19 protein-coding genes are annotated in these 22,956 nt (G+C 63.6%); 11 read left to right on the plus strand and 8 right to left on the minus strand.

The window, feature by feature from the left end; genetic code table 11:
• Positions 1 to 241: 241 nt before the first annotated feature.
• The 3 genes from EO094_RS09680 (at position 242) to EO094_RS09690 (ending at position 6,143) form a co-directional block, all read left to right on the plus strand.
• Positions 242 to 4,369 carry a peptidoglycan-binding protein gene (locus tag EO094_RS09680; protein ID WP_128292116.1) on the plus strand — a complete coding sequence of 1,376 codons (4,128 nt, stop codon included), beginning with the start codon at positions 242 to 244 and terminating at the stop codon, positions 4,367 to 4,369.
• An 89-nt stretch (positions 4,370 to 4,458) separates the two neighbouring features.
• Positions 4,459 to 5,385, plus strand: coding sequence for a sulfite exporter TauE/SafE family protein (locus EO094_RS09685; RefSeq protein WP_128292117.1), 927 nt, complete (start codon positions 4,459 to 4,461; stop codon positions 5,383 to 5,385).
• A complete protein-coding gene (locus EO094_RS09690; protein WP_128292118.1) occupies positions 5,382 to 6,143 on the plus strand; it encodes a TIGR02186 family protein in 762 nt (253 codons plus the stop codon). Before EO094_RS09685 ends, EO094_RS09690 begins: the two co-directional genes overlap by 4 nt.
• A 118-nt stretch (positions 6,144 to 6,261) precedes the next feature.
• On the opposite strand, the gene EO094_RS09695 is transcribed toward EO094_RS09690, so the two are convergent.
• The 3 genes from EO094_RS09695 to EO094_RS09705 form a co-directional block, all read right to left on the minus strand.
• The gene (locus EO094_RS09695; protein WP_164879616.1) at positions 6,262 to 7,818 is read right to left on the minus strand and encodes a c-type cytochrome; all 1,557 of its coding nucleotides are present in this window, start codon (positions 7,816 to 7,818) and stop codon (positions 6,262 to 6,264) included.
• A gap of 159 nt (positions 7,819 to 7,977) precedes the next feature.
• On the minus strand, positions 7,978 to 8,664 hold the full coding sequence (gene pdeM / locus EO094_RS09700; RefSeq protein WP_425455893.1) for a ligase-associated DNA damage response endonuclease PdeM: 687 nt from the start codon (positions 8,662 to 8,664) through the stop codon (positions 7,978 to 7,980).
• Positions 8,654 to 11,245 carry a ligase-associated DNA damage response DEXH box helicase gene (locus EO094_RS09705; protein ID WP_128292120.1) on the minus strand — a complete coding sequence of 864 codons (2,592 nt, stop codon included), beginning with the start codon at positions 11,243 to 11,245 and terminating at the stop codon, positions 8,654 to 8,656. Before EO094_RS09705 ends, pdeM begins: the two co-directional genes overlap by 11 nt.
• 113 nt (positions 11,246 to 11,358) lie before the next feature.
• Between EO094_RS09705 and EO094_RS09710 the strand changes: the two genes are divergently transcribed.
• Together EO094_RS09710 and EO094_RS09715 are read left to right on the plus strand one after the other, a co-directional pair.
• Positions 11,359 to 11,862 (plus strand): hypothetical protein, encoded by a 504-nt coding sequence (locus EO094_RS09710; protein ID WP_128292121.1) that lies wholly within the window; start codon positions 11,359 to 11,361, stop codon positions 11,860 to 11,862.
• A 104-nt stretch (positions 11,863 to 11,966) separates the two neighbouring features.
• Complete coding sequence (locus EO094_RS09715; protein ID WP_128293236.1) at positions 11,967 to 12,977, plus strand: ligase-associated DNA damage response exonuclease; 1,011 nt, start codon at positions 11,967 to 11,969, stop codon at positions 12,975 to 12,977.
• 3 nt (positions 12,978 to 12,980) lie between these two features.
• On the opposite strand, the gene EO094_RS09720 is transcribed toward EO094_RS09715, so the two are convergent.
• Both EO094_RS09720 and EO094_RS09725 read right to left on the minus strand, forming a co-directional pair.
• Entirely contained in the window at positions 12,981 to 13,544 is a 564-nt protein-coding gene (locus EO094_RS09720; protein WP_128292122.1) for a GNAT family N-acetyltransferase, read from the minus strand.
• 22 nt (positions 13,545 to 13,566) lie between these two features.
• Positions 13,567 to 13,767, minus strand: a complete 201-nt coding sequence (locus EO094_RS09725) for a hypothetical protein (RefSeq protein ID WP_092808924.1) — start codon at positions 13,765 to 13,767, stop codon at positions 13,567 to 13,569.
• Between the two features lie 303 nt (positions 13,768 to 14,070).
• On the opposite strand from EO094_RS09725, the gene EO094_RS09730 reads away from it, so the two are divergent.
• From EO094_RS09730 to EO094_RS09740, 3 genes are all read left to right on the plus strand, one after another.
• Complete coding sequence (locus EO094_RS09730; RefSeq protein WP_128293239.1) at positions 14,071 to 15,699, plus strand: cisplatin damage response ATP-dependent DNA ligase; 1,629 nt, start codon at positions 14,071 to 14,073, stop codon at positions 15,697 to 15,699.
• Between the two features lie 87 nt (positions 15,700 to 15,786).
• Positions 15,787 to 16,065: a DUF6460 domain-containing protein gene (locus tag EO094_RS09735; RefSeq protein WP_128292123.1), complete on the plus strand. Its 279-nt coding sequence runs from the start codon at positions 15,787 to 15,789 to the stop codon at positions 16,063 to 16,065.
• 182 nt (positions 16,066 to 16,247) lie between these two features.
• Positions 16,248 to 17,558 (plus strand): MATE family efflux transporter, encoded by a 1,311-nt coding sequence (locus EO094_RS09740; RefSeq protein WP_342772735.1) that lies wholly within the window; start codon positions 16,248 to 16,250, stop codon positions 17,556 to 17,558.
• Positions 17,559 to 17,586: 28 nt separating this feature from the next.
• Here the strand turns inward: EO094_RS09740 and EO094_RS09745 are convergent, their stop codons facing one another.
• Together EO094_RS09745 and EO094_RS09750 are read right to left on the minus strand one after the other, a co-directional pair.
• On the minus strand, positions 17,587 to 18,675 hold the full coding sequence (locus EO094_RS09745; protein WP_246008455.1) for a quinone-dependent dihydroorotate dehydrogenase: 1,089 nt from the start codon (positions 18,673 to 18,675) through the stop codon (positions 17,587 to 17,589).
• Positions 18,672 to 19,034 (minus strand): DUF952 domain-containing protein, encoded by a 363-nt coding sequence (locus EO094_RS09750; protein ID WP_128292125.1) that lies wholly within the window; start codon positions 19,032 to 19,034, stop codon positions 18,672 to 18,674. The genes EO094_RS09745 and EO094_RS09750 overlap by 4 nt, the downstream gene beginning before the upstream one ends.
• A gap of 87 nt (positions 19,035 to 19,121) precedes the next feature.
• On the opposite strand from EO094_RS09750, the gene EO094_RS09755 reads away from it, so the two are divergent.
• Positions 19,122 to 19,604, plus strand: a complete 483-nt coding sequence (locus tag EO094_RS09755) for a hypothetical protein (RefSeq protein WP_128292126.1) — start codon at positions 19,122 to 19,124, stop codon at positions 19,602 to 19,604.
• Between the two features lie 30 nt (positions 19,605 to 19,634).
• Positions 19,635 to 20,108 (plus strand): secondary thiamine-phosphate synthase enzyme YjbQ, encoded by a 474-nt coding sequence (locus EO094_RS09760; RefSeq protein WP_425455869.1) that lies wholly within the window; start codon positions 19,635 to 19,637, stop codon positions 20,106 to 20,108.
• Here EO094_RS09760 and EO094_RS09765 read toward each other — a convergent pair.
• Positions 20,093 to 21,991: a sodium:solute symporter family transporter gene (locus EO094_RS09765; RefSeq protein WP_128292127.1), complete on the minus strand. Its 1,899-nt coding sequence runs from the start codon at positions 21,989 to 21,991 to the stop codon at positions 20,093 to 20,095. The genes EO094_RS09760 and EO094_RS09765 overlap by 16 nt on opposite strands.
• Before the next feature lie 297 nt (positions 21,992 to 22,288).
• Here EO094_RS09765 and EO094_RS09770 point away from each other — a divergent pair, with 297 nt between their 5' ends.
• Positions 22,289 to 22,951 carry a response regulator gene (locus EO094_RS09770; RefSeq protein WP_128292128.1) on the plus strand — a complete coding sequence of 221 codons (663 nt, stop codon included), beginning with the start codon at positions 22,289 to 22,291 and terminating at the stop codon, positions 22,949 to 22,951.
• Positions 22,952 to 22,956 lie beyond the last annotated feature (5 nt).

Raw genomic sequence — 22,956 nt, forward strand, 5'->3', positions numbered from 1 at the left:
TCAATCATGAGCCTATAGGTCCAGCCTACGGGCTTCGATGAAACGTGAACGGGGCGTCGGCCGCCCCGGTTCCTTGTCAGGCTGCTTTCCCGGCTGCTCAACATGAGAAATCGTCCAAAACATGGCAGAGTTAACGTCATGTTTACCATGAGCGCCGTTAACCTTTTTCCAACCATCAGAGTGCTTCGACCTGTCGGCGTGCGAACGGTCGAGTTTTTCTCTTCTGGTCCGAGGAGACGCAATGAAAGCCCGCACATCATGGAGAGGCAGAGCAGGATCGCCGCCGCCCGCCCCGGGTCAGGAGGGAACCGATCTGCGGGCTCTGTTGAATGCGCGCTTCGATGCGGAAGGTCGCATCATTCACGAGCCGGCCTACGCCGATTCGGAAGCTGAGCGCCTTGCCGGAGATGCCGGCGAGGGCGACATCAGCACCGAACACCTGCAGGCGGCCGTCGAAGCGCTTGCCAGACGCATAGAAGAGGCGGAGCGCGGCGAGGCTGACCGCACCTCGCAGGCCCGTAGCCGGCGTGCGCCTATCGCGCCTCCCGCCCCCGGCACGTTCGACGAGCCGGCAACGACGACCCCGCCATCCTCAGACAAGACATCGGATGCCGCCGATGACCTCTTAAAGCGTCTCGATGCTTTCGAAAGGCACCTGGAGGAGCTCTCCCGTGGCGGCGCCGCCGACGCTGCTGGCAAGCGCAAAGCTGCCTTCGAAGAGGCGCCTGCACCGGAGCGTCGGGCGACACCTGCCGAGCCGAGCATCCAGGCACCATCGGCTCGCAAGTCCACGCCTTCAGAAAAGCCATTAGAGAAGCCCGCCGAACCACGCCGCGCATTCGCTGGCGGACTTGCTGATTTCGCCCGCGATCTCGCCAATCGTCGGCCGAAGAGCGAGGCACCAGCAGAGGCTTCGCGCGCCGAACCCGCCGATGACCGCGAGAAGAAGCCCGTCCAGGCCGATAAGAACGCCGAGGTTCTGCGCCAGATCGAGAAGCTCCAGCATGCGCTGGAAGACGAGGTGCGTCCCTCGCGCGGCGCGCTCGCCTCGTTGCAGGAGCGCATGGGCGATGTCGATCTGCGCCTTCAGGCGCTGCATCGCAGCGTCGCCTCGGTTGCCCAGCCGCAGGGGCTTGCGGAGGAAATCGCCGCCATCCGCATCGGTCTTGCCGCGCTTCCGCAGGGCAAAGCTTTTGATGCGATCGAAGCCCGGCTCGGCGAACTCGCTGGCCGCATCGATGCGATGTCTCAACCTCACGATCGCGGTGACGAACACGAGAGTTTCGCCCGTATCGAAAGCCGGCTCGACACGCTCGCAGCCGCGATGGATGAGATCCGCGACAGCCGAATCGGCGCCATCGACGATCTTGCTGCGCAGCTCGACCGTCTCGCTGAGCGTGTTGAAGGTCTCAGTGAAAGCCGCTCCGATCTCGGAGCGATAGAGGGGCCTCTCTCCGAGCTTTCCGCGCGTATTCAGGCCGTGCCCGATACACGTCCGATGCTGACCGCGCTCGACGACAAGCTGAGCCGCATCGCTACGAGCCTCGATGAACGCAGTGTCGACTCGTCCGATATCGAGGAAATCACCCAGCGTCTCGACCGTCTTGCGGCTGAAATTTCAGGTTTTCTGACCGAGAGCGAAGAACGCTTCTCGCTCAAGCCCGTCCTTGATCGCCTGTCGGAAATCGATGCGCGCTTCGCCGATGAGCGGGTCGATGTCGATCAGCTTTCCGGTCTCGTCGCCCGCATGGAAGACGCCGTTACCAGCGCCCCGATCGGTGAGCGCTTTGCGGCGCTCGAGGCCCGCATACAAGGCCTTGATCAAAAACTGCCGGATAGCGACAGCAGTCTTTTGAACGATATCGTCGATCTCCGCTCGGAAATCGCCGAGCTCAGGGCCGATATCCGCAACAGCCCGCCGACCGCCGATGCTGGCGTTCGCGTGCTGCAGCCGGCCATCCGCGAAATCAAAGAGCGTCTCGACCGGCTGCCCGAGGAGCCGGCGCGCTTCAACCGCGAGCTGGAAGCCCAGATCGGCCGCATCTCTGCGATGCTCGATCGCCCCGCAGCGGAATCGAAGGCGTTGACGCGCCTTGAAGACGCGCTCGCGGATATTCGCGAACGCCTGGATCGTCAGGAGCTGCACCACGACGCGGAAACCTGGCACGCGGCCGGCGTCGACACCGCCGAAGGGTCCGAAGCGCTGGCGCGTCTTGCCAGCGCGCTCCAGCACGATCTCGGCGAACTGAAATTCGTCGCCGAAGCGAGCGAGGAACGCACGCGAAGCTCGCTCGACGCGGTGCACGAAACGCTGGAAGCCGTCGTCAAGCGTATGGCTTTCCTCGAGCGCGACCTGCCGTTCTCAGGCGACGACAATGGCGGTTCGAGAACGCCGGCACCGCGCCCCACCCCTTCCGGCGATGACGACAGGCCGTCTGGGAAGTCTCCCTCATCGACCGCGCCGTCTGGCCCGAAGCCTGGTCCCGCGGGCCGTGCGGGCCCCGTGCAATGGTCGCCGCGGCCTCCCGCGCCGGAGCCGGAAAAGCGGGTGGAAGAAAGCACCGCCCCGGGCCTCCTGAGCCGCCTCTCCGCCACGCAATTGCTGAAGCGGGCGACAGGCGGAAGGGCGGAATCCTTCGTGCCCCGCCAGGAAGAGGAGGTGTCGCTCGACTCCCTCTTGGAGCCAGGCGGCGGTCCCTTGCATTCCGACCTCGCGGATGCGCCGAGTTCGGCAAGCCATTACATTTCAGCGGCCCGTAAGAACCCGCCGTCTGAGACGAGCGGTTCAGAGCAGGCGCTGGCTGCGGCTTACGAGGATTTCAGGGCTCAAAGCCGCAACAGAGAGACCTCCTCGAGCGACTTCCTGAGCGCCGCGCGTCGCGCCGCCCGTGCCGCCGCTGCGGAAGCTGCGGCCGCCGAAAGCGATGCTGGCCGCGCCAAGGGACGAGGCGGGTCGCAGATCCTCGATTTCTTCAAGGCCCGGCGCCGTCTTCTCGTCGCGGGTGCTGTCGCGCTCGCCGTCGCGTTCGCCGCGGTGCAATTCGTCAAGGTGCGAGGGGAGGAGGCCCGGACCGCGAATTCGCGTCCGGCGGTCGAGACACCGGCGCCCGCTCCGAAGGAGACCGAAGCTCCGGGCGATGGCAGCTCGATCATCCAGCCGAGCCCCGCGTCGGGCGGAGCGGTGATGGAATCCGGCAATGCCGCGCCCCTTCCGCGGCCCGACCGGGAAACAGCCTTTTCGACCCGTCTCTCCGCACTGCCAGGCTTGAGTGCCCAGGAGCTGACGCCGCCCGCGCGTGCGAGCGCGCCGAAGCCTGAGGCCGAACACGAGACGGCGCTCGGTCAGGCGCCGGAAGCCGCTGTCTCCTCCGCCCCGGCGGAGCCTGACGAGAACGAAATCTTCGCCGACGATGGAGCGCTGTCACAGACGGCCTCGATTACTCCGCCGCCATCCCAGCCCATCAAGACGCTTGCACCGACGGCACAAGAGCCGGCCATCTCAAATCCGTCAGGCTCTCTGCCGGCGTCGATTGGCTCCGAAAAACTTCGGCGCGCTGCAGAGACCGGCGTGACGGAGGCCCAGTTCGAAGTCGCCGTCCGGTATGCTGAAGGGCGCGGCGTGGCGAGCGATCAGGCGGCGGCGGTCTCCTGGTACGAGCGTGCGGCCCGCGGTGGGCTGGCCCCGGCGCAATATCGGCTCGGCTCGATTTACGAGAAGGGACGGGGTGTTCCCAAGGACATCGACAAGGCACTCGGCTGGTATGGCAAGGCGGCCGATGCCGGCAATGTGAAAGCCATGCACAATCTCGCCGTTCTTTACGCCGAGGGGGCGGACGGCGCTCCGGATTTGGAAAAAGCGGCCGATCTCTTCGAGCGCGCGGCCGAGCGGGGTGTGCGCGACAGCCAGTTCAATATCGCAGTTCTTTTTGCCCGGGGCCTCGGCGTCAAACAGGACCTTGTGGCCGCCTACAAATGGTTTGCCGTGGCAGCCCGCTCGGGCGACCAGCAGGCGAAAAAGCGCCAGCAGGAAATCGCCAGTGCACTGCCGCAAGATCTCCTGCCGGAGGCGAAGAAGGCCGCTGAGACTTTCAAGTCCCTGCCGATCGACCCGCAGGCCAACATGGTCTTCGCACCCGAAAGCGGATGGGGCGGACAAGCCAGCGAGAGCGTGAGCCTCAGCGGCCCCGACCTCGTGAAGCACACCCAGGGTCTTCTCGCCCAAAAGGGCTACGATCCGGGACCGGCCGACGGCATCTTCGGCAAGAAGACGCGCCAGGCAATTGCGTCGTTCCAAAAGGATAACGGCCTTTCCGTGACCGGCAAAATCGATACCGGCGTCATTAAGGCGCTTGATGAAAAAGATATCTGAACCACCGTCTTGCACTTCGTGAAGCGGCGGTGTTGAAGAGATCGGCCTAGACCGAGCGAATTTCGCCGATAGCGACAGGACCGTCCTGCGTGCAGCTCTATCTCCCGATCGCTGAACTGACGGTCAACATCTTCGTCTATCTCGGAATGGGAGCGGCGGTCGGCTTCATTTCGGGCATGTTCGGCGTTGGCGGCGGCTTTCTGCTGACGCCGCTTTTGATCTTTTCCGGCATCAGTCCCGCCGTCGCCGTGGCGACCGTAACGCCTCAGATCGTTGCCTCGTCCACGTCGGCTGCGATCTCCTATTGGCGTCGGCGGATGATCGACCCGCAGATGACGATGTTTCTCATCGTCGGCGGCGTCACCGGCTCATGGCTCGGCGTGCGGGTCTTCACCATGCTGCGTTCGCTGGGCCAGCTCGATGTCATCATCTCGCTGTCCTACGTCACCTTTCTGGGGCTGATCGGCGGCCTCATGCTGCGTGAGGCGCTGCGTTCCTTTCTGCGCGCACGGCGCGGCCGCCCATCCAATCTGCGCCGAGGCCGCCACCACAATTGGCTGCTCGGCCTGCCGTTCAAGGTCCGCTTCCGCCGCTCCAAACTCTATGTGAGCGTCATCCCGGTGATCCTGCTTGGCCTGTCGATCGGCTTTCTCGGCACCGTCCTTGGCATAGGTGGCGGCTTCATTATGGTGCCGGCGCTCATTTACCTTCTGCGCGTGCCGAGCAACGTCGTCATCGGCACCTCTCTCGGCTACATCCTCTTCACGATGGCACTCGCCACGGTGCTGCATTCGTTGGAGAACGGCGCCGTCGATTTGATGCTGGCCTGTCTCTTGATCGTCGGCGGTGTCGTCGGTGCACAGTTCGGGGCTCAGATCGGTCAGGCCATGCGCGGCGACCAGCTGCGTCTTTTCTTAGCGCTTCTGGTGCTGGCGGTGGCACTCCGCTTCCTGTTGAACCTGTTCCTGCCGCCTGCGAGCCTTTATTCGATCGCCCTTCTGCAGGGGATCGGATGATGCGGTTCCTGCTCGCTCTCGCCCTTTTTTCCGGTCTCCTCGTCTGCGGCCCGGCTTCAGCGGAGAAGCTCGTCTCCACCCTGTCCGATGATGCCGTCGAGATCACCTCCAACTTCACAGGCTCCAACATCACGGTCTTCGGTGCGGTGGAAGGCGCGAAATCGGCCTCCGGCGAGCGCGATTATGAGGTTGCGATCGTCGTGGCGGGTCCGCAGATGCCCCTCGTCGTGCGCCGCAAGGGGCAGGTCGCCAGGATCTGGATCAACACGGCCTCTCGGGAATTCTACAATGTCCCGAGTTTCTACGTCATCCATATGAGCGAGAACTTGAACGATGCGGCGAGCCAGCAGCTCTTGGCGCGCTACAAGCTGGATTTCGCCGATCTCGGCTTCTCGCGCGACGCAAGTTACACGCCGCAGGACGAGGCCTTCGCAAAGGCACTGGTGGAGCTGAAGAAACAGAAGGAGCTCTTCGTCAAGCGCGGCGATGCGGTCACCTTCCTTGCCCCCAATGTCTTTCGCACCACCTTCCATTTGCCGTCCGCGATCCCCGTCGGCACCTACCACGTCTCCGTCTTCCTCTTTCGCAACGAAGAGCTGGTGGCGGCGGAAGTGCAAAGCCTGCTCGTCGAGAAGAGCGGCTTTTCAGACCGTATCGCGCGTTTTTCGACGGAGCAGCCGCTGCTCTACGGTCTTTTCGCCGTCATGGTGGCCGTCTTTACCGGCTGGATGGCCGGCATCATCTTCCGCCGCAACTGAGTATCCTTGAAGCCCTATAAGGCTGGTCCGGAGCCATATCAGATGGTGGGAAAGGGCCGGCAACGGCGAGAGCGACGAGGCATCTTGCGCCGCTCCACCGTCTTGGCCTTGTCGGGCCCTATTCGGCAGGTGTGGCCGACGCAGGAGCCTCTTCCTCATCCGCCTCGCTGCTGGTCGGTGCCGGCACTGGCACAGAGGGGTTTGCGCCTCTCTCAGTGGACGCAGCGCTGTTATCGTCCGCTGTCCCCTCTATCGCCGCGTTCCCTGCGGCCGGAGGGGAGTCTGAGGCGGGTGAACCCGCCGCCTCACTCGTATCCGTCTCGTCGACGCTTGTTTCAGGCCGTGGCTTGGCCGCGCCATTCGGTGCGGCCGTCGCCGGTGTCTCGGCGCCCGCGGCAGCTGCACTGGCCTCGCTTTGTCCGCTTTCCGAATCCTTTGACGCGCCGGGGGCATTGGCCAGCCTTGTCGGTTCCTGGGCGTTGAAAAAGGCGGCGACGGCTTTCATCTCGTCAGGCTCCAGCTGATGAGCGAGCTCGTCCATCGGCCCGTAATCCCCGGCGTAGCCGCGCGCACCTTTCGCGAAGAGCTTCAGCTGGCTTTCGATGTAATTGGCGTATTGGCCATTGAGGTGCGGGAACAGGCGCGAGGTGAACTTCGTCTGCTCGTGGCACGACAGACAGGCGGGCACGTTGCGTTCCGGCACGCCGTTCTCTGCGATCGATCGGCCTTCGTCGATAAGTGCCGCATCGAGCGCCTCGGAGCCTGGCGAGCGGGTTTCCGGTAGCATGGAATAATAGGCTGAAAGCGCCATGATCTGATTGTCGCTGAGCTGGGTGGCGACGGAACGCATGAAGCCGCTGTGGCGGTCACCGTGCGCAAAGGCTTCGAGTGTCCGGCGCAGATATTCCGGGTTTTGCAGCGTCAGATTGGGAAATGCTCCGATGCCCCGTCCGAGCCCGTCGGCGCCATGGCAGCGTCCACACATCGACATCAGCGTGTTGTTCATGGCGAACTCGGTGAAGCCCGTTGCGGGTACGCTTGTGCGATGGGTATTCGGATCGGGGGTCTTTGTCTTGGAGCTTTCGGACGTCGGTTCAAACTGGGTGAACTTCGCCGGAAGGCTCAGGTTCGTGATCTCGCCTTCCGTGCCGTAGGCGAGCTTGCGGTAGGTTTTGTAATCCATCTCCGGCAGCCGCCGCAGGAACGCCGCGACGGACCACGCTTCATCATCTCGATCGGTGTCGGTCCAAGAGGGCATGCCGGTGTATTTCGCGCCGTGAAGGACGATCCAGGCGAGCTCTTTATCGGAAAATTCGCCGACCACCTCCGGCAGATATTGCGGCTGCGGCCGCTCCTGCAGCGCCATGACGTTCTGCCCGAGCCCCGGCGCTCCATGGCAGCCGGCGCAAGCGTGACCGTAATGGCCGGCGCCCTGAACGACGCGCCATTCGGTATCGAAATCGTCAGGTCGGGAAAGCTCGCTCGCATGCTGGGCGACGGAGCGTTCGAAGCTGAAATGCAGAAGCTGCGCCCAGCCGGGCGGATGGGGGATCGACGCCGCGATGTTGTACATTCCGGTGACGACGGCGATGCCCGCAACGACGACGAATGCGATGCCAGTCGACACGATCGGACCGAACCAGCCGAGTATGCCGTGCGGGAAAAAGCGTCTCATAAGTTGTCCCCTGATCCTCTTGTGATCCTGAATCGGGGTGCTGAACACGCGAATGTGAATGAAGTTCATTATCGTGGTCCGGCGGACCCGGAACGCATCGTCGCAGCTGTGTCTCGGTGCTTCGGGCTGAGGGTTGCCGAGGCTAGCGAGAAAGCCTGCTCAATCTGGCCTGAGAGACGCCGGCGCGACGGGATAGAGCCGGTCGGCTCCGACCAGGAAGGCGATGAAACCGCGCCTGGCGAAGAGGCCGGCAAAGGCGCGGTCGAGGACGTTGAGCCCGCCGGTTAGGACGCCGAACGAGGGCAGGATGAGCCGCGTGCCGTCTGTGACGAAGGCGCGCCGGCGCACGCTGCGTCCGCGCCGGGCAATTTTCCCGCATGGGTGAAGATGTCCAGCGATCTCCCCTTGAGCCATCGCGTCTTCCGGCTCGTGTCGGAAGGCGAGGCCATTGATCGAAAGCTCCGCGAGACACTCGCCGCCAAGGCCGGGGGGAGGGGCCGGATCATGATTGCCGGCGATCCAGATCCAGTCGCGTCCCGCCTGCAGCGCTGCGATCTTGCCGCGGTCGATCTCGGCGAGGCGCTCGGGCCCGCCGCCATCGTGAAAACTGTCGCCGAGGCAGATGACGGTTTTCGGCTTGCGCCGCAGGATCAGGTTGTGAAGGGCGGCAAGGGTCGCGGCGCTGTCATATGGCGGCAGGAATGTGCGCCTGCGACCGAAGGACGACGCCTTTTCCAGATGCAGGTCGGCGACGACCAGCATGCGTGAGGCCGGGTCCCAAAGCGCCCCGGAAACATCGAGCACCAGCTCTCGCCCCGAAAGCGCGATACGCGTCTCAGGCAAGATCTCGTCTCTGTAAGAAGTCTCCGCCAGCGCCAAAATCTGCCTCGCTGCCCATAGCCTCGCGCATTAGCTCCTCGGAGGCTTCGACCAGAAGATCCTCCTGCGCCTCGCCGAAGACCGGCTCCCGGCCGATTTCCAGCATGGCCGGGATGGCAAGCGGTGAGACATGCGCCAGCCTTTGATGCACGATTCGCCCCTGGATGCGCGACAGCATTTCGCCGAGGCGGCGGATGTCGAGAAGGCCGGTCGCGGCATCCGCACGCGTGGCCTTGAGAAGAATATGGTCGGGCTCGTGGCTGCGCAGCACGTCATAGATGAGGTCGGTGGAAATCGTCACCTGTCGCCCGCTCTTCTCTTCGCCGGGATGCCGACGCTCGATCAGTCCGGCTATGATGGCGCAATTGCGGAAGCTGCGTTTGAGGAGATAACTCTCTGCCAGCCACTCCTCCAGATCGTCGCCCAGCATGTCTTCATCGAAGAGCTCTGCAAGCGAAGGTTTGCCGGTGGCAAAGAGGGCGCCCATGTCGCGCAGCCCCCACACCGCGAGCGCATAATCGTTGGCGACGAAGCCGAGCGGCCGGGCGCGCGCGCGCTCCAGCCGGCGCGTCAACAGCATGCCGAGCGTCTGATGTGCGAGCCTTCCTTCGAAGGGATAGGCGACCATGTAGAATTTCGTCTCGCGCGGAAAGGTCTCCACGAGAAGCGAGTCTTTCGACGGCAGCACCGAGACCTCGCGCTGGATGGAGAGCCAGTCGCGCACCTGCCCCGGCAGCTTCTCCCAATGGGCGGGATCGGCGAGCATCGCCCGTACGCCGGCGGCAAGATAGGTGCTCAAAGGGAATTTGCCGCCGGCATAGGAAGGGATCGCCGGGTCGTTGGCCTCGGCCCGTGTGACGAGCGCCTCGTTTTCGTGAATGCCGACGAAAGCGAGAACCTGGCCGGCGAACTGAAACGTGTCGCCTGGAACGAGTTGCTCCAGAAAATACTCTTCGATCTTGCCGAGGACGCGTCCCCCGCGCAGCACGGTGCCGGGGCGGCCGTCCTTCCCGCCACGTCGGGAGGCGAGGCGCACATTGAGCATCGGCGCTTCGACGATGGTGCCGAGATTGAGACGGTATTGCTGGGCGAGCTTCGGATGCGAAAGCGCCCACAGCCCGTCCTTGCGGCGCCGGATCTTGGCGTAGCGCTCGTAACTTCTGAGCGCATACCCACCGGTCGCGACGAAATCGACCGCCTGCTCGAAATCCTCATAGCTGAGGCCACGATAGCTTTCGGCTGAACGAACCTCCTCATAGAGGCTTTCAAGGTCGAACGGGGCGGCGACGGCCATGCCGAGAATATGCTGGCATAAGACGTCGAGCGCGCCGGGTCTGAGCGGCGGTGTATCCTGAATGCCGGCTTCATTGGCTTCGAGTGCCGCCTGGCATTCCATGACCTCAAAGCGGTTCGACGGCACGAGGAGACCGCGCGAAGGCTCGTCCATCCGGTGGTTGGCGCGGCCGATCCGTTGGGCAAGACGGCTCGCGCCTTTCGGCGCGCCGACATGAATGACGAGGTCGACATCGCCCCAGTCGATGCCGAGATCGAGCGTTGAGGTGGCAACGACCGCGCGCAGAGCGCCCGCTGCCATCGCCGCCTCCACCTTGCGGCGCTGACCGCGGTCGAGCGAGCCGTGGTGCAGCGCGATTGGAAGTGCCTCCTCGTTGATGCGCCAGAGCTCGGAGAACAGCATCTCCGCCTGCCAGCGCGTGTTGACGAAGACGAGCGTCATGCGATGGCTTTGGATCGCCTCGAGAACCTCAGGCAGCGCATAGCGCGCCGTGTGTCCCGACCAGGGGATGCGCGCGTCAGAATGCAGGATCGAAATCTCCGGAGGCGCGCCTTCGCCGACCACCACCATCTCGGCGAGATTTCGGCTCGCGTTGGAATTCTGTTCGACGAGCCAGGCACGCAAATCGTCGGGAAAGGCGACGGTGGCGGAGAGGCCGATCGTCCTGAGGCCCGGTGCGAGCCGGCGCAGCCGTGCAAGCCCGAGCGCCAAAAGGTCGCCGCGCTTTGAAGGGGTCAAAGAGTGTAATTCGTCGAAGACGACTGTCGACAGGCGCGCGAAGAAGCGCTCCGCATCGCGTGAGGCGATCAAAAGCGCGACCTGCTCCGGCGTCGTCAGAAGGATGTCGGGAGGGCTGAGTTTCTGCCGCTGTCGCTTATGGGTGGGTGTATCGCCGGTGCGCGTTTCCACCGTCAGGGGCAGCCCCATCTCGGCGACCGGCATGCCGAGATTGCGCTCGATGTCGACGGCGAGCGCCTTCAAAGGCGAGACATAAAGGGTGTGCGGACCGATGAAATGTGATGAATTGCGCCTGTCGTGCGCTTGCGAAAGCTCGATGAGTGAGGGCAGAAAGCCCGCGAGCGTCTTGCCAGCGCCGGTCGGAGCGATCAAAAGCGACGAGGATCCCGCCCGTGCTTGGGCGATGAGCTTGAGCTGATGGGGGCGCGGTGCCCAGCCCCGGTCGGCGAACCATTGCTGGAAACGCTCCGGCAGGAGCCCGTTTTCGCCAATGGGGATCGCAGCGGGTGCCGTCATGACGATGAGTTTAGGCTTGGTTGCGGCCAAGTCGAGCGGACCTGACGTTGCGTCGCGTCCCCCGCGGCGTCGAAAAGTTCCACAATGCCAAGATGCGGCTGCCGGGGGGAGGCATGGCCAAGAAGAAGAAGGGCAGCAAGAAGAAGGACGAGGAGAACCTCGCCACGATTGCTGTCGACATGGACGTGCACAAGCGGATCGAAGGTGCACGCGAAGATTTTGAGGAGACGCAGAACGCCATCCTCCGTCGCCTGCTCGGCCTCGACGGCCGCAGAGGAGGGGGTGCGGCTGCGGAAGAAAGCCTCGGCGAACGTGCGCGCCGCGCCAAGGGCGGCGGTGCCAAGGAGGGCGGCTGGTCGAAGATCGGCCGTCACGGTCACGAGGTGTTTTTGCCGAACGGGACGACCTTGAGAGCTGCCTATGCCGGCCAGACGGTGGAAGGTCTCATCGTCGACGGCCACTGGGTCGTGAACGGCACGAGCTACAATTCTCCCTCCGCCGCGCTCATCGCGCATGTGCGCACCCGCGACGGCAAGAAGGTCAATCTCAATGGCTGGCGTATCTGGGAGGTGCGGCGGCCCGAGGACGACCGCTGGCTGCGGCTCGGCGAGATTTAGGGCCAAGGCCCGAAAGCTCCGCCGCGGCGTGCCGGTGACATGGGCGTTCCGTTGACATGCAACGGCGACATGGAAAAGCCGGCCCGTGCCACTATCTCGGGACGATGCGCCCGACCGAACTTCTGTGCACGACGCCGAAAGGCCTTTATTGCCCGCCAGGCGATTTCTACATCGATCCGACGCGCCCGGTGCCACGCGCGCTCATCACCCACGGCCATGCCGACCATGCGCGTGCCGGCCATGGCGCGGTGATGGCGACGTCGCAGACGTTGAAGATCATGGCCGCCCGATATGGGCCGGACTTCGCGGCCTCCACTCAGGACGCGAAGCTTGGCGAAACGCTCGCCATCAATGGCGCCTCCGTCAGCTTTCATCCGGCCGGCCATGTGCTCGGATCGGCGCAGATCGCGGTGGAAAAGGACGGCTTCCGCATCGTCGCCTCGGGCGATTACAAACGCCGCAAGGATCCGACCTGTGCCGCCTTCGAGCCGGTCGCCTGCGATGTCTTTATCACCGAGGCGACCTTTGCCCTGCCGGTTTTCTGCCATCCAGATGATCGCGGTGAGATCGCCAAGCTCATTCACTCGACGCAGGTTTTCCCCGAGCGCACTCATCTCGTCGGCGCCTATGCGCTCGGCAAGGCGCAGCGCGTCATCGGCCTGCTTCGTGAGGCCGGATACGACCGCACGATCTATATTCACGGTGCTTTGAAGGGGCTGTGCGATCTCTATCGCGAGGAGGGGGTCGACCTCGGTCCGCTCGCGCCGGCAACCGTGGACAATGCGCGCAAGGGCGAGTTCGCCGGTGCCATCGTCGTCTGCCCGCCCTCGGCGTTTTCCGATCGCTGGGCGCGCCGCTTTCCCGATCCTCTCGCCTGTTTCGCGTCAGGCTGGATGATAATCCGCCAGCGAGCCCGACAGCGCGGGGTGGAACTGCCGCTCGTCATTTCCGACCATTGCGATTGGGGAGAGCTCTTGCAGACGATCGGAGAAATTGCGCCCGGCGAAGTGTGGATCACGCATGGCCGCGACGACGCGCTGTTGCGCTGGTGCGAGCTCAACGGCGTTGCTGCCCGCCCGCTGCATCTTGCAGGCTACGAGGACGAACCCGATTGAGGCTCAGGCGGCCACGCCGGCAGGCTTCGGCTGCAACAGGCTCAAGGTCGCCTGGAACGCGCTTTCCGCATCGTCGAGCGCTTCACCGTACCAGGAGAACGGATTGGCAAGCGGCGGTTCGAGCAACGCGTCGACCTCGCCTTCGTCATAGGTGAGACGGGCGCCGAGCTCGCGCGCAAGCTTCAGCATGCGCCGGTTCTCTTGCAGGCAGAAGAGATGCAGCTGGCGAAAGCCGCGATTGCGGGCGAGCGTGAAAGTGCGCGCAAGAAGCGCCCGACCGACGCCTCGCCCCTGCCAGGCCTCTTCGATGGCGAAGGCGGCCTCGGCTTTGCCCGTCCATTCTTTGGTGAGCGGGTGCAGTTCTGCCGAGCCGCGGATGACGCCGTTGACGAAATAGCCGAGGATCGTGGTGTCCAGATCCCAGGCTTCACGAACATAATTCTGGATGCGCGCGTCGTTGACGGGGCCAGCAAAGCGCATACGCCGCGCCTCGGGGCCGAGACGGCAGAGATGCTCCGAGAAGAGCGCGGCCTCATACGGCCAGAGCTTGCGGATGTATGCCGTCATGCGACCTCAGCCAGGCAAGCCGTCAAAGCGGCCGGTGCGCGAGGTGATGGCGCTTCATCTCGCGAAGCTGCGACGGGCCGATGAGAAAACCGGATTCCTGCTCGATGCGGCGGATGGCTTCCGCCTCGCGCGCCCAAATGATCCAATTCAACGCGCGGCGAAACCGAGCGGGCACGTGGAGCCGGCCGGCGAAGCTGAAAGAGCCGTGTGCGGCATGGGCCATGATGCGATCCTTCCGGAGACGGAGCCGAGCCATATCGGGACGGCAACGGCAGCTGACGAACGCCCCTAAAATGCTGTGGCTTTGAGCGCCTGCCAACCCGTTCTCTCGCAATGCAGCGCGATTGTTTTTGCATAGCACAATTGTCCATCAAGTGCCTGATGTGTCGGCACAGTCATGCTACTGCGCCGAGCTGTCGCAGGCCTTGCGACAACCCACCAATATTGCGCTGCAACAATGGCGTTTCGTGGCCCGGAGACGCAGCGGTTTGCTCGTCACCGTCACTTGGATGCCTATATTCACGGCATGCAGGCCTTTGCCGCCCTCCTCGATCGTCTCACTCTGACGCCGCAGCGCAACGGCAAGATCAGGCTTCTGGTCGATTATCTGCGCCAGGTGAAAGATCCTGACCGCGGTTACGCCATCGCGGCAATCACCGGAGATCTCGACATCGTCTCGGTCAAGCCGGCGATGGTGCGCGCTCTGGTGGAGGAGCGGGTCGATCCCGTCCTGTTTGCGCTTTCCTATGATTATGTCGGCGACCTGGCTGAGACCGTCTCGCTGATCTGGCCGGGTGAAAACGATGTCGGCGCGGCGTTGCATCTCGCCGAGGTGGTGGAGCGGCTCAGGGGCGCATCCCGTCTCGAAGGGCCGAAGCTCGTCGCTGGCTGGCTCGACGAACTCGATCCGAGCGGGCGTTACGCGCTTTTGAAGCTCATCACCGGCGGGCTCAGGATTGGCGTGACGGCCCGCCTCGCGCGCCAGGCCCTGGCGGAATTCGGTGACTGCCCGGCAACCGAGATCGAGGAGATGTGGCATGGCCTGAAGCCGCCCTACGTCGATCTCTTCGCCTTTCTGGAAGGGCGAGGAGAGAGACCGCAATCGAAGCAGAAGGCTCCCTTCCGGCCGGTCATGCTGGCGAGTGCCATCCAGGATGAGGATTTCCCGAAGCTCGATGCGACAGATTATGCGGCCGAGTGGAAATGGGACGGGATTCGCATCCAGGCAGCGGCTTCAGGTGGAGAACGCCGGCTTTATTCCCGCACCGGCGATGACATCTCCGGCGCATTTCCCGACGTTTTGGAGCAAATGGAATTCGACGGCGCGATCGACGGCGAGCTGCTGGTGGCGCGCGAAGGGGAAGGGGGAATGGCCATCGCATCCTTTTCGGATTTGCAGCAGCGCCTCAACCGCAAGCGCGTGACGGCGAAGATGCTCAAGGATTATCCCGCCTTCATCCGGGCTTACGATCTCCTGCAAGAGGGGGATGAAGATCTCCGCCCGCTTGCCTTCGCAGAACGACGGCGGCGGCTTGAGGATTTCATCGCTCGCTTGTCCTCGCCGCGCATCGATATTTCTCCCCTCGTCGACTTCGGCGATTGGGACGAGCTTGCGCATCTTCGGGCCAACCCGCCCGCCGAGGGCCGCCTCGATGAAATCGCCGAAGGCCTGATGCTGAAGCGCTGGGACACCGCCTATGTGGCCGGGCGACCGAAAGGCCCTTGGTTCAAATGGAAGCGTGACCCCTTCCTGGTCGATGCCGTGCTCATGTATGCCCAGCGCGGCCACGGCCGCCGCTCCTCGTTTTATTCCGATTACACCTTTGGCGTCTGGACCGCGGAGAAAGCCGAGGATGGAGAACTTGTCCCCGTCGGCAAGGCCTATTTCGGTTTCACGGACGAGGAGCTGAAGGAGCTCGACCGGTTCGTGCGCAACAATACGGTCGATCGCTTCGGCCCGGTACGGGCCGTGAGGGCTGGGCCTGACGCCGGTCTCGTTCTTGAGGTGGCCTTTGAGGGGCTGGCTCGTTCGAGTCGCCACAAATCCGGGGTCGCCATGCGCTTTCCACGCATCAGCCGGATCAGATGGGACAAGCCTGCAGCGGAGGCGGATCGTCTCGATGACCTGGAAAAACTTCTGCCGCAGCAGGTATAATCGATGATTGGTGTCTCGATGTATCGGCTTGCCATTCGGTCTCCGAAACCCTAGCTCTCAGCCGATCGCACAAAAGGAGACGCGAGCATGGCGGGCCGGATGACACGCTTCCTGGGCGATTCCCCCTTTCGGGTTCTTCTTCGTCTCATCGTCCTCTCGGTGATCGTCGGCCTGGTGTTGTCGGTGCTCAACGTGCATCCGTTCGACATCTATTATTGGGCCGAACGCTTCGTCATGCGCGTCTACCACATGGGTTTTACCGTCTTCTCCGACGCCTTCGGCTACTTCCTTTTTGGCGCCCTCATTGTCGTGCCGATCTTCCTCATCATGCGCTTGTTTTCCGTGATGGGCGGGCGCCGGGACTGAATCCAGCGGTCGTGTCGCCGATAAGGAAGGGCGCTTGGAACATATTATGAACTTCTGTAGTGGTTTCGCGGCCGACCGATTGCTGTATGGCTTAGATGATGAGCGAAACGAGCCCCGCCCCATCGCCTGAACAAGCAGGCGCCCCGACAAAGCCCGAGATGGGCGCCGCGCCGAAGCCTTTCTTGGTCAACAATCGGCTGGTCCTCGGCATCGCCGTGCCGATGACGTTCGCGTATCTTTCGGTGCCGCTCGCAGGGTTGGTGGATACGGCCGTGATCGGTCAGCTCGGGGATGCGGCGCTCATTGGCGGCATTGCGGTCGGCGCCATCATCCTCGACGTCATCTTCACGACGCTCAATTTTCTGCGCTCCGGCACGACGGGGCTCGTCGCCCAGGCATTTGGGGCGGGCGATCGCAAGGAGGAGCAGGCGATCCTTGTGCGCGCGCTTCTGATCGCGCTCGTTGCCGGCCTCGTCATCATCCTTTTTCAGTTGCCTGTCACACGTCTCGGCATCGTGGCGATGGATGTCGGTCCAGAGGTGGCTGATGCGACCTCCAATTATCTTTTGGTGCGCATTTGGGCCGCGCCCTTCATGCTGGCGAACTACGCCCTGGTCGGTTGGGCTCTGGGCATAGGCCGCTCCTTCCTGGTGCTCGCGCTGCAGACAGTTCTGACGCTCACCAACATCGTTCTGTCGCTTCTCTTCGTGCTGGATTTTGGCTGGGGAATTACCGGTGTCGCAGCAGCCTCGGTCATTGCCGAGATGGTGGCGTTTTTCGCCTTCGTGCCCGTCCTTATCCCGCATGTGAGCGGTGCTCAGAGACCGTCCCTCACACGAATCTTCGACAAGACCGGCTTTGCGCGGCTCATCGTCGTCAACCGCGACATCATGATTCGCTCGTTCTCTGTGCTCTTCGCCTTTGCCTTTTTCACCCGCCAGGGGGCAGCGCTCGGCGCGGTCACGCTCGCGGCCAATTCCGTCCTGATGCATTTTTTCCTGGTCGCCGGGTATTTTCTCGACGGCTTTGCGAACGCAGCTGAACAGCTCGTCGGACGGGCCGTGGGGGCACGCTTTCCCCCGGCCTTCGACCGCGCCGTGCGTCTGACGGTCGTCTGGGGCTTCGTGCTCGCGCTGTCGCTCGCCGGGCTCTACTTTTTTGCCGGAAGGACGCTCGTCGACATGATGACGACGTCGCAGGACGTGCGCGAAGCGGCCCGGCTTTACCTTCCCTGGGCCTGCCTCACCCCGCTTGCCGGCGTGCTCGCCTTCCAGATGGACGGCGTCTTCATCGGGGCCACCTGGTCGAAGGAGATGCGCAATATGATGCTCGCCTCGCTCGCCAGCTTTTTCGTTCTGTGTTTTGTGCTCGTTCCACCTTTCGGCAATCATGGCCTGTGGGCCGCGCTGCTCGTCTTCCTCGGGCTGCGTGGTCTGACGCTCGCATGGCGGCTCCCCGTCAAGCGGCAAGGCATGGAGAGCGCTGCGATCTGATATCCTGCAGAGGCCGCGGGTTTGAAATCTAGGCCTGCGGTGGCCAGGCAGCCGCCCAACGGGCCGTCTCGATGCCGCGCGCATCGCTGATGGCGTCGAAGTTCCGCTTGGCGAGCTCTTTCGAAAGACCGGATTTGATGCGCTCGGCGAAGCGCGGCCCTTCGAAGATGAAACCCGTATAGACCTGAACGAGATCGGCGCCCGCCACCAGCTTCGCCCAGGCGGAATGTGCGTCATGGATGCCGCCGACGCCGATCAGCGGCAGCTTTGGCCCGGCGAGCTGGCGGGCGCGGGCCAGCATGGCCGTCGACGGATTGAAAAGCGGGAGGCCCGACAGGCCGCCTTTTTCTTCCGCCAGTCGCTTCGCCTTGAGAGGTGGGCGCGCAATGGTAGTGTTGGAGATGATAAGCCCGCTGACGCCCATATCGACACTTGTCTCGATGAGCGAGGCGAGCTGTTTTTCCGTGAGATCCGGCGCGATCTTGACGAGAAGCGGGACACGCCGTGGCGAGGGCACGGCCTCGCGCGCCTCCAGACAGCGGCCGAGCAGTCGGTCGAAGGTGCCCGCCTCCTGAAGACCGCGCAGCCCCGGTGTATTGGGGGAGGAAATGTTGATCGTGAGCCAGCTCGCAAGCTGTGCGAAGCGGCGGATTCCCGCAACGTAATCGGCCGCGGGGTCTTCCTGGTCGCGATTGGCGCCGATATTGACGCCGACGAGCCCGCCACGGCCGCGTCTCTCTTCGAGACGTCGGGCGACGGCCTCGTGACCGTCATTGTTGAAGCCCATGCGGTTGATGATGGCGCGGTCGGAAGTCAGCCTGAAGAGTCGCGGGCGCGGATTGCCGCTTTGCGGGCGCGGCGTGACGGTTCCGACCTCGATCGACCCGAAGCCGAGATTGAGAAGTCCGTCGATGGCTTCAGCGTTCTTGTCGAAGCCCGCCGCAAGCCCGACTGGATTGGCGAAGGAGAGACCGAAAAGGTTGACGGCGAGCTTGCCGTGCGCGTCTCGCGCGCGGCTGGTCCGTCCGAAGCGTTTGAGCATCGCGAAGGCGAGTGCATGGGCGCGCTCCGGCGGCAGGAGCCGCATAAGCCCGGCTGCCATTTGATCCAGGTTCACGCGCTGCCCTCCGCCCGGATCTCCTCCGGCAGACGGTGCCGCCCATCCTCGCCAAGCGGCAGGTCTTTCACCCACAAGACCGATGAAAGCGGTAGGGGTGCATAAAGGTGTGGGAAGAGAGACCCGCCGCGCGACGGCTCCCATGTGAGCGAAGGCCCGAGCCGTTCCGCATCAACGGCGACGATCAGCAAATCGCTCTGCCCGGCAAAATGCTTCGCCGCCGTTTCACCGACCTGCTCGGCGCTGGAGAAATGGATGAAGCCGTCGGTGCGGTCGACAGGGGCTCCGTGAAAAACGCCGGCCGCCTCGGCCTCGCGCCACAGGGGCTTTGGCGCTATCTTGTAAATGAGATGCTGCATTGCAGCCGCCATGATAACGAAGCTGCGCCCCGCCGAAAGCGGTGCCGTCGCCGCTGCGCATTTGTGCACATCAAAAAGGACAGAGCCATGCGTTCTCTTTCGCTTGCCGTCGTCTTCTTGATGGGCGCCGGCCTCTCGGCCTTGGTGCCGGCAAGTGCGGCCGAACCGCCGCGCACGTCCAATGGTGTCGTCGACCGGCCGACCACCGAGCGCTATGTCTTCGTGCCGATCGAGAAGGGTGCGTTGCGCCTCGACACGAAAACGGGCGAGGTCTCGCGCTGCGAAGGCATGGGCGAGGGCGCCGTCTGCCGCCTCGTCGCGGATGAGCGGCTCGCCTATCAGGAGGAGATCGAGGCTTTGTCGCAACGCCTCGATCGGCTCGAGGGGAAGCTTGAGAGCCTCACCGCGAGACCGTCGTCTCCCCCTGCCTCCGAGCGCGACAACGAGAGCATGACGTCTGAGGAGCAGGAGAAGCTCGATCGCTTTTTCAGCCTCAGCGATCAGGTCATGCGGCGTTTTTTCGGAATGGTGGAAGATCTGAAACGCGATTTCAACGACGACAGGCTTTGACGCGGGCCACGGGGAGCACGACTGAACGCCATGCTGAGATCACGCGCACGCGATGTGAGCTTCGACGAAACGATCGAGATGACGGTCGCGCGGCTTGTGCAGAGCGGCCTCTCCTTGCCGACGCGCGGTGAAAGTTTCATCGACATCACGGACGAGCTGCAGGAATGGCTGCGCGAGACGGGAGCTCGGAGCGGACTTCTCTGCATCTTCGTGCGGCATACCTCGGCTTCGCTCACAATCCAGGAAAATGCGGACCCTTCCGTGCAGACCGACCTTCTGACGGCTCTCGACCGCCTGGCACCGCAAAACGCGGGCTGGGTACATGATACGGAGGGACCAGACGACATGCCCGCCCATATCCGTACCATGCTGACCGATGTCTCCTTGACCGTGCCGGTTGAGGACGGGCGCCTCGCTCTCGGCACCTGGCAGGGCGTTTATCTTGTCGAGCATCGCGCGCGCCCGCACAGGCGCAGCCTGAAGCTCGTTTATTTCGGCAGCTGAGGCATCCGCTCGGCAGCCGCCCGCAAGAGCTCCTCCGGTTGCGTGATTTGTGCTTTGAGTTGCCTGCCCCGCCGTGCCGCCAACGCTGTGGTGGGAATGAGCACGGAGGCCAAAATGAGGGTTGCCGTCGATGCCGCGATGGCGATGAAGGTCGAGGCGACGAGAGGAATGCCGGCCTCGCCCAAAGCTGCAAAAGCCTGAGGCTGCCATTCGTCACCGCTTGCTGCCCTAAGGTCGAAACCGAATCGCTGCAGCATGAACAGGGTGAGAAGCGTGGCCGTCCCGGCGAGCATGGAGAGCAGCGCCGGCAAGGGTCGCACATGGCGCGCGCGCGCCGTCGCGATGAGGACCGGCATCAGCCCCGCTGCGAGGAGGCCGAGCGCCAGGAAACCGAGATCGATCACCGCGCGGTCCGGCTCGAGAGCCCACATCGCGGCAAGCGCGATCGCGCACAGCATCGTCACACGCGCCGCCAGAAGCCGCTTGCCCATCGGCATATCGGGCATCAAAAGCCGGTGCTGGATATCATGGCTGCCCGTGCCGACGATCGTCATCAACAACCCACTGGCGCTCGACAATGCGGCGGCCACGGTGCCCACGAAGATAAGGCTCGAAAAAGCGAAAGAGAGCCCTTCACGCTCCGCGAAGCTGATGACCATCGTCTCGCTGGCGAGCCTGATGTCGGAGAGAGAAAGACCGATCGTGTCGACGCGTGCGCCGCACGCCGCTCTGATCGCTTCGGGCGAGACGGCTGGCGCTCCGCACAGCGCAAGGCTCCCCGCCTGACCATGCGTAAAGACCCAGTCCGGCAAGGATTGCAGCGGCATGCCGACCACGTCGCGCAGCAGCTCTAGCAGACTGAGGGCGGCATAGGTCGGGGTCACGACCAGAAACAGGCCAGTAAAGAGGAGAAGCCAGCGTGAACTACGCCTGGCGCTCGCGGCGGAAGGCGCCGTCAGATAGCGTTCAAGAACATGCGGCAGAGCCACGCTGCACAAGGCCGTAAATGCCAGCAGCCCGGCAAGATCGGCCGGCCGGAAATGTCCGAAGAGGGACAGGCCGGCAGCTTCCGGCATTGCCCGGGGATCTGCGCTCGCGATCGTGCGCACGGCAGAGGCCGCATCTCTCAAGGCGAGCTGCGGCAACGGCCAGCCGTACCGGTCGGCGGCCGCGATCGCTACCGGCAGGAGGAAGGCGGCGAACATCACGATGAATTGTGCTGTCTGCGTCCATGTCGTGCTGCGCATGCCGCCGAGAATGAGCATCAGAGCGACGATCGCGGCCATCGTGCCGACACCCCATCCGAAGGGAAGGCCGAGGAGGTTTTCTGTGATGCGGCCGCCGGTGTTGAAGATCACGGCAAGCAGCATGAAGCCCGTCGCGATGACGATGAGGGAGGCGGCAAGGCGAACCGATGGGCTGGCAAGCCGTCGCGCCAGAAAATCCGCCGTGCTGGTGGCGCCGCTCTGGCGCATAGGGGCGGCGAGGTAATGGCCGCCCGCTGCAAGGCCGATGAGCGCTCCGGCGACGATCGCCCAAGCGGCCGCGCCCCAGGAGCTGAAGGCCGCACCGAGAAGCAGGAACCATGCGCTCGAGAGATAGGCAGCGGCCGCTGCCATGCCATTGTAGCCCGCCGGCACGCTGCCGCCGGCGAGAAAGAAGCCCTTGGCCTGCGTGCTGCCGGAAGCAAGCCCGATGCCGACAAAGGCGATGAGCGATCCTGCCAGACAGCCCATCCCGATCACCGCTTGCGGCAGGCCGAGTGCATCGAGCGCCATAAGCAGGAGAATCGATCCCACCAGAACTGCGACAAAGAAGCCCCAGATGGTGCGGGCATAAGCCGTGAAGAAGTCAGTATCGATCGAATAAGGGAGGTTACTCATGCTTCGATACGCGCCTTTCTCGACACTTCACGAGGCTCCAATGCCCGCCGAACCCGCGGGTTCTCTCGCATTCCACACATGTCTGAGATTGTTGATCCTACGCTGGAGACGTTGCAGCGCGAACCCGATCCGTCTGCGGAAAGAGAAGGATAGCCGGATTCGGCGCATCTCCCATGTCCCTTTTTGTCCTTCACCATGTGCGATAACAGGGTATGAAAAGGTTCTGTGCAATGCTTTTACGGCATTCATCCCGGCCAAACGGCGCCCTGCGCCCCTGTCCCCCAATTAGGTGACGGTTTGAGCGATAGTCCTGTTTTTGTGATTGCAGACGATCACCCGTTGTTCCGCAATGCTCTGCGGAGCGCGATCCAATCCGCTTTTGCCAATGTTGAGATTATTGAGGCGGGTACTCTCGATGAAGTCGCCGCAGCTCTCGATCGCATAGGTGAAGCCGACATCGTGCTCTTCGATCTGAAGATGCCCGGCGCGCGCGGCTTCTCGGGTCTCATGTATCTGCGCGGTCAGTATCCGGCGGCGCCGATCTGCATCATTTCTGCAATGGATGACCCGGCGACGGTTCGCAATGCGATCGGCCTCGGCGCCTCGGGCTTCATTTCCAAGTCGGCTTCTCTGGAGACGATTTCAGAAGCCATCCGTACGGTCCTGCGTGGCGAGCACTGGATCCCGGACGATCTCATCGGGGCCGAAAGCGATCGCGAAACGGCTGAGCTTCTGGAGCGTCTGCGCAGCCTCACCCCGCAACAGGTCCGAGTTCTGATGATGCTGGGCGAGGGGCTTCTCAACAAACAGATCGCATATGAGCTCGGCGTCTCGGAGGCGACCGTCAAGGCGCATGTCTCCGCGATCCTGCAAAAGCTCGGTGTGGAGAACCGCACCAAGGCGGTGCTCGCTGCCGGCCGCATCGAAGCCGGCGAATGGCGTGGCGCGATCGAAGAATAGAAGCC

Source organism: Afifella aestuarii, from assembly GCF_004023665.1.
GTDB lineage: Bacteria > Pseudomonadota > Alphaproteobacteria > Rhizobiales > Afifellaceae > Afifella > Afifella aestuarii.